12 protein-coding genes are annotated in these 12576 nt (G+C 71.3%); 7 read left to right on the forward strand and 5 right to left on the reverse strand.

Annotation, left to right across the window (positions count from 1 at the left end):
• The first annotated feature begins 4 nt into the window (after positions 1 to 4).
• The 5 genes from ABZ441_RS17305 to ABZ441_RS17325 all read left to right on the forward strand — a co-directional run bounded on the left by ABZ441_RS17305 (position 5) and on the right by ABZ441_RS17325 (position 5282).
• Positions 5 to 331 carry a hypothetical protein gene (locus tag ABZ441_RS17305; RefSeq protein WP_358974191.1) on the forward strand — a complete coding sequence of 109 codons (327 nt, stop codon included), beginning with the start codon at positions 5 to 7 and terminating at the stop codon, positions 329 to 331.
• Between the two features lie 44 nt (positions 332 to 375).
• Positions 376 to 1710, forward strand: coding sequence for a sugar ABC transporter substrate-binding protein (locus tag ABZ441_RS17310; RefSeq protein ID WP_358974194.1), 1335 nt, complete (start codon positions 376 to 378; stop codon positions 1708 to 1710).
• Positions 1711 to 1840: 130 nt separating this feature from the next.
• Complete coding sequence (locus ABZ441_RS17315) at positions 1841 to 2671, forward strand: rhamnogalacturonan acetylesterase (RefSeq protein WP_358974197.1); 831 nt, start codon at positions 1841 to 1843, stop codon at positions 2669 to 2671.
• Between the two features lie 84 nt (positions 2672 to 2755).
• The gene (locus tag ABZ441_RS17320; protein WP_358974200.1) at positions 2756 to 4084 is read left to right on the forward strand and encodes a polysaccharide lyase family 1 protein; all 1329 of its coding nucleotides are present in this window, start codon (positions 2756 to 2758) and stop codon (positions 4082 to 4084) included.
• A gap of 94 nt (positions 4085 to 4178) precedes the next feature.
• On the forward strand, positions 4179 to 5282 hold the full coding sequence (locus ABZ441_RS17325) for a pectinesterase family protein (RefSeq protein WP_358974203.1): 1104 nt from the start codon (positions 4179 to 4181) through the stop codon (positions 5280 to 5282).
• An 84-nt stretch (positions 5283 to 5366) separates the two neighbouring features.
• Here ABZ441_RS17325 and ABZ441_RS17330 read toward each other — a convergent pair whose 3' ends face one another.
• The 5 genes from ABZ441_RS17330 to ABZ441_RS17350 form a co-directional block, all read right to left on the reverse strand.
• A complete protein-coding gene (locus tag ABZ441_RS17330) occupies positions 5367 to 6200 on the reverse strand; it encodes a pectate lyase (protein ID WP_358974207.1) in 834 nt (277 codons plus the stop codon).
• 157 nt (positions 6201 to 6357) lie between these two features.
• On the reverse strand, positions 6358 to 7068 hold the full coding sequence (locus ABZ441_RS17335) for a hypothetical protein (RefSeq protein WP_358974210.1): 711 nt from the start codon (positions 7066 to 7068) through the stop codon (positions 6358 to 6360).
• Positions 7068 to 7640 carry a SigE family RNA polymerase sigma factor gene (locus ABZ441_RS17340; RefSeq protein WP_358974213.1) on the reverse strand — a complete coding sequence of 191 codons (573 nt, stop codon included), beginning with the start codon at positions 7638 to 7640 and terminating at the stop codon, positions 7068 to 7070. Before ABZ441_RS17340 ends, ABZ441_RS17335 begins: the two co-directional genes overlap by 1 nt.
• Before the next feature lie 253 nt (positions 7641 to 7893).
• Entirely contained in the window at positions 7894 to 9345 is a 1452-nt protein-coding gene (locus ABZ441_RS17345) for a penicillin-binding transpeptidase domain-containing protein (RefSeq protein ID WP_358974216.1), read from the reverse strand.
• A gap of 124 nt (positions 9346 to 9469) precedes the next feature.
• Complete coding sequence (locus tag ABZ441_RS17350) at positions 9470 to 10240, reverse strand: IclR family transcriptional regulator (RefSeq protein WP_358974219.1); 771 nt, start codon at positions 10238 to 10240, stop codon at positions 9470 to 9472.
• 155 nt (positions 10241 to 10395) lie between these two features.
• Between ABZ441_RS17350 and ABZ441_RS17355 the strand changes: the two genes are divergently transcribed.
• Positions 10396 to 11916 (forward strand): aldehyde dehydrogenase (NADP(+)), encoded by a 1521-nt coding sequence (locus ABZ441_RS17355; RefSeq protein WP_358974222.1) that lies wholly within the window; start codon positions 10396 to 10398, stop codon positions 11914 to 11916.
• Positions 11913 to 12527 (forward strand): DUF1349 domain-containing protein, encoded by a 615-nt coding sequence (locus ABZ441_RS17360; protein ID WP_358974225.1) that lies wholly within the window; start codon positions 11913 to 11915, stop codon positions 12525 to 12527. The genes ABZ441_RS17355 and ABZ441_RS17360 overlap by 4 nt, the downstream gene beginning before the upstream one ends.
• The last annotated feature ends 49 nt before the right edge of the window (positions 12528 to 12576 follow it).

Raw genomic sequence — 12576 nt, forward strand, 5'->3', positions numbered from 1 at the left:
CGCAATGACGCACCTCCGTACCGAGCGCACCAGAGCGAGAACACTGTTCACCGCCGCCCTTCCCCTGCCCGCCGCACCGGGCGGGGCGGCGGCCACCGGGACACAGCCCGTCGCGCACCGCGGCGGCGGACCCTCCGGCACACCCCACGGCCTCGCCCCATGTGCGGGCGGCACCACCGGGGGCCGCGGCGGCGAGGTGGTCACCAGGCTCGAACCGCGGGACTTCCACCCCCACCCGCCGGACCGCGCGGCCGACGTACCGAAGCCCGTGACCCGGGACGCGGGTCCGCAGAGGTACATCGGCACCGTGGCGCACCGCACACACCACTGACCTCCCCCCACGTACGCGTACAGATCCGAGAGAGAAGAGCCGACATGAACATCTCGAAGACGCTCCGGGGGCGTGCCGCGACCGCGGTGTCCCTCACGGCGGTCCTGGCCCTCGGCGCCACGGCCTGTGGTGACGACGGCAGCAGCTCGGGCACGGAGGGCAGCGGAAAGGGCGAGATCACCTTCTGGGACAACAACGGCGGTCCACGCACCGCCATCTGGACCGAGATCATCAAGGACTTCGAGAAGGAGAACCCTGACATCGAGGTCAAGTACGTCCCGATCCCGATCGCCGACGTCCAGTCCAAGTACGACACGGCCATCGCGGGCGGCGGGCTGCCCGACGTGGGTGGCGTCGGCACCGCGTACCTGGCCGGCATGGTGTCCCAGGAAGCCCTGGAGCCGATCAGCGACCGGCTGGACAAGTCGCCGCTGAAGGGCAAGCTCGTCGACAACATGGTCGAGAGTGTCAGAGCCGCGGCCGGCCGGGGCGAGGACATGTACACCGTGCCGACCTCCGCGAACAACGGTGCGCTCTGGTACCGCACCGACCTGTTCGAGCAGGCCGGCCTGGACGCGCCGACCACCTGGCCCAAGTTCTACGAGGCCGCCGACGAGCTGACCGACGCGAAGAACAACAAGTTCGGGTACACCATCCGCGGCGGCGCCGGCTCCATCGCGCAGGCCCTGGACGCGATCTACGGCCAGACCGGCATCACGGAGTTCTGGGACGGCGGGAAGACGACCCTGAACGACCCGAAGAACGTCGCGGCGCTGGAGAAGTACGCCGCCCTCTTCAAGAAGACGACGCCGGCCGCCGACGTCAACAACGACTTCACCAAGATGGTCGCCCAGTGGGACACCGGCACCATCGGGATGCTCAGCCACAACCTGGGCTCCTACCAGGACCACCTGAAGGCCCTGGGCGAGGACAAGTTCGCCGGGATACCCGCCCCCATCGGGGAGGGCGGTACACGCGTCCAGGTCTCCAATCCCGTCGACGGCCTCGGCCTGTTCCGGTCCAGCAAGAACAAGAACGCGGCCTGGAAGTTCATCGAGTTCGCGGCGTCCCACGAGTCGAACAGCAAGTGGAACGAGTCGGCGGGCGCCATCCCGGCCAACACCGAGGCCGCCAAGGACCCGTGGATCAACGAGTCCGAGCCGACCGCGCTCGCCGCGAAGGCCCTCACCGACGGTTCCACCAAGATCGTCGACCTGCCGTACTACCTGCCCGACTGGAACAACATCAGCAAGGCCGACAACGAGCCGGAGTTCCAGAAGCTGCTCCTCGGCAAGGTCACGTCCAAGGACTTCCTGGACAAGATGGCCGATGAGCTGAACGCCGCCCAGAAGGAATGGACGGAACTGGGCAACGGCTGACCCGGTCGCACCACAACGGCGCGGCCACCCCGATGACCGGGGGACCGGCGGCGGTCCGGGTCGCACCCCGCCGCCGGCCCCCCTCCCTACGCACCACCCCACGTGTGTCACCGAGAGAGGCAGTCATCCTGTGTCACTCACGCGCAGACGGACGGCAGCCGCGCTCCTCGCGCTGCCCCTCGCCCTCAGCGCCACCCCCGCACTCGCACACGGCGGCGGTGGCGGGGGCAGGCCCCGGCCCCGGACACTCCACATCGCGGGCGACTCCACGGCGGCCCCGAAGTACGCCGGTGCCGCGCCCGAGACCGGCTGGGGCATGGCCCTCCCCTTCTTCCTGAGCCGTACGCTCACCGTCGCCAACCACGCGGTGAACGGCCGGAGTTCCAAGAGCTTCATCGACGAGGGCCGCCTCACCGCCCTCCTGGACGGCGTCCGCCCGGGCGATCTCGTCCTCATCCAGTTCGGGCACAACGACGAGAAGACCGAGGACCCCGCCCGGGGCACCGACCCGTACACCACCTACCAGGAATACCTGCGCCAATACGTCAAGGGCGCCCGTGCCCGGCGCGCCGAGCCTGTGCTGATCACCCCGGTCGAGCGCCGCCGCTTCGCCGAGGACGGCACCGCGAAGCCCACCCACGGCGAGTACCCCGCCGCGATGCGCGCCCTGGCGTCGGAGGAGGATGTGGCCCTGCTCGACGTCCAGGCGCTCTCCCTCGCCCGCTGGCAGGAGCTTGGCCCCGACGGGACCGAGGCGTACTTCAACTGGCTGGAGCCCGGCGAGTCGCCCAACTACCCCGACGGCAAGCAGGACAACACCCACTTCCGGCCCGACGGTGCCGTCGACGTGGCCCGGACGACCGCCCGCGCCCTGCTGGACGGGCGCGTCCTCGCCCCGCGCGACCTGCGCCGCCTCGACGAGCCGGTGCCCGGAGCGTGGATCACCTGGCCGCAGGCCTGATCCCCTCCGCACCTCCCGCCGTTGCCGCGCAGCCTTCCCCCGCTCACCCGAGCATCTTCCGCGTACGACAGTTAGGGATCCGCCATGCCCGCACGCATGAGACATGTCCGCGCCATCGCCGTCGTGATGGGCTGCGCCTCACTGGCCCTCGCCGTGAGCCTCCCCGCCCAGGCCGCCACCCACCACGGCAAGGGCATCGAGCGTTCGGTGCTCCCGGCCGGTGACGGCTGGGCCTCCGCCGGCGGCTCCACCACGGGCGGCGCCGCGGCCACCCCCGAGCACGTCTACACCGTGACCGACCGGGCCGAGCTCATCGCCGCCTTCGAGGAGGCCGGGGACGCGCCGAAGATCGTCAGGATCGCCGGAACCGTCCACGGCAACTCCGACGCCGCCGGCACCCCGATCGGCTGCGAGGCGTACCAGCAGGACGGCTACACCCTGGAGAAGTACCTCGCCGCCTACGACCCGGCCGTCTGGGGCACGGAGGAGGTCCCGTCGGGCCCGCTGGAGGACGCCCGCGCCGCGTCCGCGAAGCTGCAGGCCGCCGCGGTCAACGTGAACGTCCCGTCCAACACCACGCTCGTCGGCGTCGGCAAGGACGCCACGATCATCGGTGCCAGCCTCCAGGTGAAGAACGTCTCCAACGTCATCGTCCGCAACATCTCCTTCGAGGACACCTACGACTGCTTCCCCCAGTGGGACCCCACCGACGGTGACCAGGGCGCCTGGAACTCCGAGTACGACAACCTCGTCGTCCACGGCTCCAGCCACGTCTGGGTCGACCACAACACCTTCGGCGACGGCGACCGCCCCGACGCCGACCAGCCCCACTACTTCGGGCAGGTGTACCAGCAGCACGACGGTCTCTTCGACATCGTGCGCGGCGCCGACCTCGTCACCGTGTCGTGGAACGTCCTCAAGGACCACGACAAGACCATGCTCATCGGCAACAGCGACGGCGCCGGTGCGAGCGACCGCGGCAAGCTCCGCGTCACGCTGCACCACAACCTCTTCAAGGACGTGAAGGAGCGCGCGCCCCGCGTCCGCTTCGGCCAGGTCGACTCCTACAACAACCACTTCGTCGCCACCGCGGGCGTCGCCTACGGCTACACGTACGGCATCGGCGCCGAGTCGAAGCTCGTCGCCGAGCACAACGCGTTCACCGTCCCCAAGGGCTTCGACAAGGCGAAGATCCTCAAGAAGTGGTCCGAGTCCTCCCTCACTGCGGAGAACAACTACGTCAACGGGCGGAAGACCGACCTGATCGCCGTGCACAACGCGGGCGTGCCCGCCGAGCAGCTCACCGAGGGCGCCGGCTGGACCCCGGCGCTGCGCACCAAGGTCAGCCACCCGCTCGTCGTCCCGCTGCTGGTGGGCCTGGGCGCGGGCGCCGGCAAGCCGTCCCTCCGCTGACCCCACCCCGAGACCGGCCGGAGCGGCACCGCACCCTTCCACCACCCCGGAAGGCGCCGCTCCGGCCCGCCCCCTCCTCGCAAGGAGTACCGCCATGCCCAGCAGACGCAGTGCGCTGACCCTGTTCGCGGGGGCGGGCGCGGCCCTCGCCCTCGGCGCACCCGCCGCACACGCCCGGCCCGCCCACCCACGCCCCTTCGGCCGTTTCGGTTCGCCGTCACGGCGGCTCGACGCCCTGACGCTGTACGTCGACCCGCACGGCAGGGGCGACCACACCGACGTGCGGTCCGCGCTCGACGCTGCCACCGGCACCGGCCGGACCCTGGTGCTCGCACCCGGTACCTACCGGGGGAAGCTCTCCGTCCCCGCCGACCGGGCGGGCCTCACCCTGATCGGCGCGAGCGGCGACCCGCGCGACACCGTCGTCGTCCACGGCGACGCGGCCGGAACCCCGAAGCCCGACGGTTCCGGCACCCTGGGGACCAGCGGTTCCGCCTCCGTCACCGTCCAGGCCGCCGGCTTCACCGCCCGCGACGTGACCTTCGCCAACGACTGGCTGCGCTCCGACAACCCGGAGTACACCGGCACCCAGGCCGTCGCCATCAAGGTCCAGGGGGACCGCTCGGCGTTCTACGGCTGCCGATTCCTCGGCCACCAGGACACCCTGTACGCCGACACCCTCACCCTCACCGCGTTCGCCCGGCAGTACTACCGCGACTGCTACGTGGAGGGAGACGTCGACTTCGTCTTCGGCCGCGCCACGGCCGTCTACGACCGCTGCCACTTCCGCACCCTGACGCGAACCGACCTGGCCTCGGCGCCGTACGGCTTCGTCTTCGCGCCCAGCACCGCCGGAGCCAACCCCCGCGGCTATCTGGTCCGGCGCTCCCGGATCACCAGCGCCGCCCCCGACGCCTACTACAAGCTGGCCCGCCCCTGGGTGCCCTCGTCGGACCTCACCGCTCACCCCATGCTGACGGTCCGCGACAGCCATCTCGGCGCGGGCATCGACGCGGTCGCTCCGTACGGCACGATGTCCGCGGGCTTCCCCTGGCAGGACCAGCGCTTCGCCGAACACCGCAACACCGGTCCGGGCGCGCGCATCACCGTCCCCGGCAACCGTCCGCAGCTGACCGCGCCAGTGGCCCGCGCGCACACCCCTGCCGGCTGGCTGGGCGACTGGCACCCCTACGCGTGAACCCGGGCCTCACCCATCGGGCCCTGGCTCCGCACGCCCGGGGGCGCGGACACCACGGTGCCCGCGCCCCCGCACCGCTACCTCCTAGTCGTAGCTGAGGTCCGACGCGGTGTAGCGGCAGTACGTGCCGTCCGGGCCGCTGCCCGTCTCCTTCGGCTCGGCACCGGTGTTGTTGCCGGTGTAGCGGACGCACGGCTTGATCTTCTTGCTGCTGTCACCGTGGATCCGCACCGAACGCAGCGCCGCGGTGTCCCCGTAGTTGGTGTTGATGCCGACCAGGGACTTGCCCGGCGCCGTGATGTCGACGTCGTTCACGATGATCTCGCGCTTGTACTGCTTGGAGCAGTTGCCGCAGGAGCGGACGAGCTTGCCGAAGTCCGCGACCTGGAACTTCGTGATGACCAGCTTGCCCGCGCCGTTGAACTGGAAGACCTTGTCGGAGGCCTTCTTCGCGCCGCCGCCGTACACCGTGTAGACGGATCCGCTCGACGTGCCCTTGAAGGACGCGGCGTCCTCGCCGACGTCCTCCCACCAGACGTTCTGGATGGTGCAGCTGCCGGAACAGTGCACGCCGTCGGCGGCGGGCGAGCCCAGGACGACGTTCTTGAGCGTCGCTCCGTCGGCGAGCTTGAAGATCGGGTCCTGGCCCTCGTCCTGGCCGCCCCCGCCGAGGTCGCCGCTTCCGTAGAAGCGCTTCAGCGAACCGTCGTACGTCCCCGAGACCTCGATGGTCTTCGAGACGGCCTGGGTGCCGGTGGCACTGGGCCAGGCGGGTACGGCGGCTGTCGCCGCGCCCGCGGGCTGCAGCATCACATTGGTCGCCAGAGCGGCACCGGTGAGACCCAGGGCCGCGGTGAGGGCGGCCGCCATACGGCGCTTGCCGGGCCTGCGCCGGTGCGTGTGCGCTCGTTCGCTCATGCTCTTCGGTCCGTTCCCTAGGGGGTGGGGGAGTGTTTCGCGCTCTTGGGTCGCCACCGCCCGGGAAAGGGTTGCCGTGTTCCTGACCTGTTTTTCTCCGAGGCATGATCCGGCCCGCCCCGCCCCGCCGCCGGACGTGAGCACCGCCGTCGTGCGGTCAGCGCGTCTCCGCGAAGCCGCCGCCCACCGAGGTCTGTTCGGCCGACGTCTGACCATGTGCCGTGTAGTCGTCCCGCTCCGTGCCCCGGTCGCCCTCCGCGTGGTTGTACTGCCCCGCGAACGTGTGCGTACCGGCCGGCACGCTCCGTCCCGGTTTCAGGTTCCAGCGGTAGACCAGGAAACCGTCCTCCTCACGTGCCGACGCCGTGAAGTCCCGCTCGGGCAGGGAACGCCAGGAACCGGTGGAGTTCACTCCGCCGTTCAGCGCGATCCGCAGCTCGACGGTGAGCCCGGACAGCGGCCGGGTGGTTCTGACCGTCACCTCGCTCTGCGCCCAGTAGCTGTTGCTGTTCGGATCCACCGAACCGTCCGACCACAGCGGGCCCTTGTCGGCGGGCAGCGCGACGCCGCGGCCCGGGGACGACGGCGCCGGGGCGGGCGACGCGGGACCCGCCGCCACCCGCTGCCCGCCCTGCGGCTCCTCCCGGCCCGTGGACGTCACCGCGAAGGCGCCGGCCGTCAGCACCCCGCACACCGCCGCTGTCGCCCCGGCGATCCGCAGCCACGGCATCGGCATGCCGGGGGCGCGCGCGCCACGGGCCGGCGGTTCCCGGGTCATGCCGCGCTCGATCCGGGCCAGCATCCGCGCCCGGTCGGGGCGGTGCGAAGCGGCAGCCGTGCGCAGCCGCTCCCGCAGGTCCTCGTCCATCACTGCCTCTCCGCGGTGCGCCGCCCGGCGGCCGCCACCTGTACCTGGGCCGCCGGGGTATCGGGACCGAGCAGCCGCTGCAGTTCCGCCACACCGCGCGAGGTCTGGCTCTTCACCGTACCCACCGAGACCCCGAGGACCAGAGCGGTGTCACGTTCGGACAGATCGAAGGCGTGGCGCAGCACCACACACGCGCGCTTGCGGAACGGCAGTCGGCGCAGGGCGCCTTGGACGTCCACCACGGCCGAGACGTCGGGTCCGTCCGCCGCGTAGCCGTCCCCGGTCCCGCGGGGCGCCCAGAACAGCGCGATCCTCCTGCGTTCACGCACCGCGCTGCGGATGCGCGTGCGGGCGAGGTTGGCGACGACGCCCCTCGCGTACGCTGCCGGGTGGTCGGCGCCCCTGACACGGTCCCAGCGGTGCCAGAGCGCCATGAGCGCGTCGGCGGCCAGGTCGTCCGCCGCATCGGCCTCACCCGTCAGCAGATGGGCGAGCCGGGCGAGTTCGGCGTAGTGCGCCTCGAAGAACGCACGGAACTCGGCGGCGGCAGCATCGTCCACGCCTGTGCCCACGGGTACCTCTTCTCTGCACGGGATCCCTGCGCGCTCGAACGGGTTGTGTACGTTCCCAACTCCGTTCGCGGGGCGAGAGCGTACCAACGCGCACCCCGGAAGCGCTTCGACGCGTGTGCCTTCCCAGTAAGGCGCAACGCGGCGAAAACGTGAACCCCTGGTGCCGAAGCAACCGTTCCGTTCAGGCGGTACCGGCCTCGGCGGGCCGGCGGGTGCGCAGCGCGCCGCACGGGCGGCTGTCACCCCCGCTCCGTCAGCGTCCGAGGGCCGCCTTCATCATCTTCTGCGCGATCGGTGCGGCCAGGCCGTTGCCGCTGACCTCGGAGCGGGCCGCCCCGGAGTCCTCGACGACCACCGCGACCGCCACCTGCTTGCCGGTCGAGCCGTCCTTCGCGTACGAGGTGAACCAGGCGTACGGGGTGTTGCTGTTGTCCACGCCGTTCTGCGCGGTTCCCGTCTTGCCGCCCACCTCGGCTCCGTCGATCTTCGCGTTGCTGCCGGTCCCCTTGTCCACGACGGTCACCATGGCGCTGCGCAACTGCTCGGCCGTCGACTCCTTCACGACCCGCTCGGTGTCCCCGTCCGGGTACTCCTGGAGCGTCGAGCCGTCGGAGTCGGTCACCTTCGCGACCATGTGCGGTGCGGCCAGCTCGCCGCCGTTGGCCAGGGCGGCCGAGACCATGGCCATCTGCATCGGGGTCGCGGTCACCTCGAACTGGCCGATGCCGGTCAGAGCGGTCTGCGCCTTGTCCATGCCGGTCGGATACACACTCTCCGAGGCACGCACCGGCACGTCGAGCTTCTCCGTGTCGAAGCCGAAGGCGTCCGCCATCGCCTTCAGCTTGTCCTGGCCGAGATCGGCCGCCACCTTCGCGAAGACGTTGTTGCAGGAGTACTGCAGCGCGGTGCGCAGCGTGGCGTTCTCGCAGGGAGCCGAGGGGTTCTCGTTCGACAGGACCGTGCTCGTGTTCGGCAGGGTGTACGGATCCGGGCTGTCCGTGGGCTCGTCGACCGAGCTGTACAGGCCGTTGTCCAGCGCCGCCGAGGCCACCACCAGCTTGAACGTCGAGCCGGGCGGCAGCGGCTGCCTCAGCGCCCGGTTGACCAGCGGTTTGCTCTTGTCGTCGAGCAGTTTCTGCCAGGCGTCACCGTCCGTGGTCCCGCTGATGCCGGACGGGTCGTACGAGGGCGAGGAGACCATCCCCAGGATCCGTCCGGACGCCGGGTCCATCGCGACCGCCGCTCCCCGGTCGTCGCCGAGCGCCTCGGAGGCCGCCTTCTGCACGTCCGGGTCGATGGTCGTCAGCACGTCGCCGGGGGCCGTCTGCTCCCCGGTGAGGAGATCGGCGGGGTTCTTCAGTCGGTCGTCGGTGCCGTCGAGGACATCGCTGTAGATGCCTTCGAGCTGGGTGGCGCCGTAGGCCTGCGAGCTGTAGCCGGTGACCGCCGCGTACAGCTCGCCCCGGGGGTAGGTGCGTTTGTAGCGGAGGTCGTCGTCGTCCGTCTCCTTCGAACCGGTGACCGGGGAGCCGGCCACGATGATGTTCCCGAGCGGCTGCGCGTACTGCGCGATCGTGTTCCGCCGGTTGTGTTCGTCGTCTGCGAGCGCCTTGGCCTCGTACGCCTGCACCCAGGTCACCCGCACCAGCAGGGCGAGGACCATCAGCAGGCAGAAGACCGAGGCGCGCCTGATCGTCTTGTTCATCCCGCTGGAGGACGAACGGGGACACCGGGGGTGTTCCCGTCCGTGTTCCTTCTCACCGTATTCAAAGGCGGGCGGGCGGTGTCCCCGTCAGGCCTCGGCCTCCAGGGTGACCGGCCTCCGGTGCTCAGAGCCTGCGGGTCGCCAGGGTGAGCCGGTCGCGGGCGTCGAACAGGGCGTCCTTGACCATCTGCTCGTGCGCCGGCGTGAGCCGGGCGACCGGGACCGAGCAACTGATCGCGTCGCGCGCCGGAGTGCGGTACGGGATCGCGACGCCGAAGCAGCGCAGCCCCAGGGTGTTCTCCTCGCGGTCCACGGCGTACCCCTGCTCGCGGATGACCTGCAGTTCCTCGATCAGCTTCTCGCGGTCGGTGAGCGTGTGCTCCGTCAGGGCCGGGAGCGTCTCGGGCAGCATCTTGCGGACCTGCTCGTCGCTGTGGGTCGCCAGCAGCGCCTTGCCGAGCGAGGTGGAGTGCGCGGGCAGCCTGCGGCCGACGCGGGTGAAGGGGCGCAGATAGTGCTGGGACTGCCGGGTGGCGAGGTAGACCATGTTCGTCCCGTCCAGCCTGGCCAGGTGGATGGTCTCCGTGGTGTCGTCGGAGAGCCGGTCCAGGGTCGGCCGGGCGGCGGCGACCACTTCGTCGCCGTCGATGTACGAGGTGCCGACGAGCAGGGCGCGCACACCGATGCCGTACCGCGTGCCCGTGGCGTCGGTCTCCACCCAGCCGAGCTCCACCAGCGTGCGCAGCAGCATGTAGAGGCTGGACTTGGGGTAGCCGACGGCTTCCTGCACGGCGGCCAGCGAGTGCATACCGGGCCGCCCCGCGAAGTATTCGAGGAGTTCCACCGTCCGTACAGCGGACTTGACCTGCGCCCCACCGGACTCGCCAACCGACATGCCTGATGCCCCTTCCAGCCTTCTTGTACGACCCTGCGACTTCTTGCCAACACCGAGCGCCCGGAAATAGAGTTCCCGTGTATTCACGATCAGGAACTCTGTTCAGAATACCGAACAACTTCTCCTGTGTGGCAGTGGACCGGAAAGGAAACACGGTGGCAGCAGCACCAGTCTGGAGCGTCGACCCCCGAACCGGGAACCCGCGTGAGCAGGTTGCGGTGGAGGCTACAGCGGAGGAGGTCGACCGCGCGGTCCGGGCTGCGCACTCGGTGCGCGGAGCGCTGGCCGACCGCACCGTCCGCGCCGCGTTCCTCCGTACCGCGGCCGACCTGCTCGCCGAGGCCCAGGAACACGTCATCGAGGCCGCCGACGCGGAGACCGCGCTCGGCCCGGCCCGGCTGACCGGCGAACTCGCCCGCACCGCAGCCCAGCTGCGGGCCTTCGCCGAGGTCGTCGACGAGGGCGCCTTCCTCGACATCCACATCGACCACGAGGACGGCAGCCGGACCCCGCCCTGGCCCGACCTGCGCCGCTACAAGATCCCGCTCGGTGTCGTGGCCGTCTACGCCGCCAGCAACTTCCCGCTCGCCTTCTCCGTCCCCGGCGGCGACACCGCGAGCGCGCTGGCCGCGGGCTGTCCGGTCGTGGTCAAGGCGCACCCCGACCACCCGGCGACCTCGGAGATCTGTGCCTCGCTCCTGCGCAGGGCCGCGGCGCAGCACGGTCTGCCCGAGCACGTCCTGACCGTGGTCCACGGCTTCGAGGCGGGTGTCGAGCTGGTGAAGCACCCGCTCGTCTCCGCCGCCGGTTTCACCGGCTCGATCCGCGGCGGCCGCGCGCTCTTCGACGCCGCGGCGGCCCGGCCCACGCCGATCCCCTTCCACGGCGAGCTCGGTTCGCTCAACCCCGTCGTCGTCACCGAGGCGGCCGCCGCCGAACGCGGCGAACAGATCGGTGCCGGACTCGGCGGTTCGATGACCATGGGCGCCGGACAGTTCTGCACCAAGCCCGGCTTCGTGTTCGCCCCGTCCGGTGAGGCGGGCGACCAGCTGCTGAAGTCGCTGACCGAGACGGTGAGCGGGACGGGCGCCGGGGTCATGCTCGACCACCGGATGCGCGAGGCCTTCGTCCAGGGAGTGGCCGAACGGGCCGCGCTCCCCGACGTCGAGGCACCCGTCACCCCCGGCGCGGGCGGTGAGCACACGGTCTCCGCCGGCTTCCTCACCGTGCCGGCCCGGCGGCTGTCCGAGGAGGGACCCCACGACGCGCTCCTGGAGGAGTGCTTCGGCCCGGTCACCGTCGTGGCCCGCTACGACTCCGCGGACGAGGTCACCGCCGTGCTGTCCCGCCTGCCCGGGAACCTCACCGCCACCCTCCAGATCGCCACGGAGGAGGCCGACGGCAGCGCCGCCGGACTGCTGGCCGAGCTGACCCCGGTGGCAGGACGCGTCCTGGTCAACGGCTGGCCGACCGGCGTCGCCGTCGCGCCCGCCCAGCACCACGGCGGCCCCTACCCGGCCACCACCTCCACCTCCACCTCGGTCGGCGCCACCGCGATCGAGCGCTGGCTGCGCCCCGTCAGCTACCAGTCGACGCCCGAGGCACTGCTGCCGGCGGAGCTCCGCGAGGACAACCCGCAGAACCTGCCGCGCCGGGTCGACGGGCGCCGGGCATGACGGCGCTGCGGATCGACGCGCTCCCCTTCTCGCTGGAGCGCTTCGGCCCCGAGGGCGGGTGGACGTACGAGGACGGCGCGCTGACCGGCACGGCAGGCCCGAAGCAGGACCGTTTCGTCCCGCCGGGGGGCGACGCGCTGGAGCCCGCTTCCGACGCTCCGCGTCTGCTGGGCGTGGCGCCCGAGGGCGACTTCCAGCTGATCGCCCGGGTGAAGGTCGGCTTCGCCGCCGCCTTCGATGCGGGAGTGCTCTACCTCCATGTCGGCGAGCGGGAGTGGGCGAAGCTCTGCCTGGAGCTCTCCCCGGAACGCCCGACCGTCTGCACCGTGGTCACCCGCGGGCAGTCCGACGACGTGAACTCGGCCGTGGTGGAGGGGGACAGCTGCTGGCTGCGGATCAGCCGCACCGGCGGTGCGTTCGCCTTCCACGCGTCGGAGGACGGCGAACGGTGGACCTTCGTCCGCGTGTTCACGCTCGGCACGGAGGAGGAGCGGGCGGCCGCCCGTATCGGCTTCCTCGTCCAGTCACCGACCGGCGACGGCTGCGCCGCCTCGTTCGACCGGATCGCTTTCCGTCCCACCGCGCCCGGTGACCTGCGCGACGGCAGCTGACGGAGCCATCCACCCGCGGGGCGCGGACCCTCCCGGATCCGCGCCCCCG

The organism is Streptomyces sp. NPDC005752, assembly GCF_040630715.1.
Lineage (GTDB): Bacteria > Actinomycetota > Actinomycetes > Streptomycetales > Streptomycetaceae > Streptomyces.

Bases quoted from the DNA above. Each gene is read 5' to 3' on its own strand.
- ABZ441_RS17360 (WP_358974225.1), top strand. From the start codon at position 11,913: ATGACGGCGCTGCGGATCGACGCGCTCCCCTTCTCGCTGGAGCGCTTC.
- ABZ441_RS17350 (WP_358974219.1), bottom strand. From the start codon at position 10,240: ATGTCGGTTGGCGAGTCCGGTGGGGCGCAGGTCAAGTCCGCTGTACGG.
- ABZ441_RS17345 (WP_358974216.1), bottom strand. From the start codon at position 9,345: ATGAACAAGACGATCAGGCGCGCCTCGGTCTTCTGCCTGCTGATGGTC.
- ABZ441_RS17320 (WP_358974200.1), top strand. From the start codon at position 2,756: ATGCCCGCACGCATGAGACATGTCCGCGCCATCGCCGTCGTGATGGGC.
- ABZ441_RS17335 (WP_358974210.1), bottom strand. From the start codon at position 7,068: ATGGACGAGGACCTGCGGGAGCGGCTGCGCACGGCTGCCGCTTCGCAC.
- ABZ441_RS17305 (WP_358974191.1), top strand. From the start codon at position 5: ATGACGCACCTCCGTACCGAGCGCACCAGAGCGAGAACACTGTTCACC.
- ABZ441_RS17325 (WP_358974203.1), top strand. From the start codon at position 4,179: ATGCCCAGCAGACGCAGTGCGCTGACCCTGTTCGCGGGGGCGGGCGCG.
- ABZ441_RS17310 (WP_358974194.1), top strand. From the start codon at position 376: ATGAACATCTCGAAGACGCTCCGGGGGCGTGCCGCGACCGCGGTGTCC.
- ABZ441_RS17330 (WP_358974207.1), bottom strand. From the start codon at position 6,200: ATGAGCGAACGAGCGCACACGCACCGGCGCAGGCCCGGCAAGCGCCGT.